The organism is Pseudomonas sp. HY2-MNA-CIBAN-0224, from assembly GCF_040310285.1.
GTDB classification, from domain to species: Bacteria; Pseudomonadota; Gammaproteobacteria; order Pseudomonadales; family Pseudomonadaceae; genus Aquipseudomonas; species Aquipseudomonas helleri.
On record NZ_JBEOPQ010000221.1, the window covers coordinates 1 to 396 of the forward strand.

The 396-nt window shown below is 52.3% G+C and carries 1 pseudogene; it reads right to left on the reverse strand.

Annotation, left to right across the window (positions count from 1 at the left end):
• Positions 1-396: pseudogene (locus AAEZ03_RS26110) on the reverse strand (polyphosphate kinase 1); the annotation flags it as partial.

The following is a 396-nucleotide window of genomic DNA, read 5'->3' on the forward strand; positions in this document are numbered from 1 at the left end:
TCTAGCGCCTTGGCAATATCATCGACATCATCGGCCAAGTCCAAGTCTGCGTTGCGCGTGAGTCGGAACTGATGGCAACCCGTGACATTCATACCGGGGAACAGCTCGCCGATATGCTCATGAATGACAGCCGATAGCATGACATGGTGCTCTTTGCCACCGGTCAGCTCGTCTGGCAGACGAATCACGCGCGGCAGACTGCGCGGCGCTGGGACAATCGCCAGATTAATATCGCGACCAAAGGCATCTTTGCCTTCTAAAGTGGCGATAAAATTGAGGCTCTTATTAACCAATCTTGGAAACGGATGCGCCGGATCGATACTTATAGGGGTCAGCACTGGTGAGACTTGCTCAGTAAAATAGCGTTTCATCCATGCCGATTGCTCAGCATTCAGC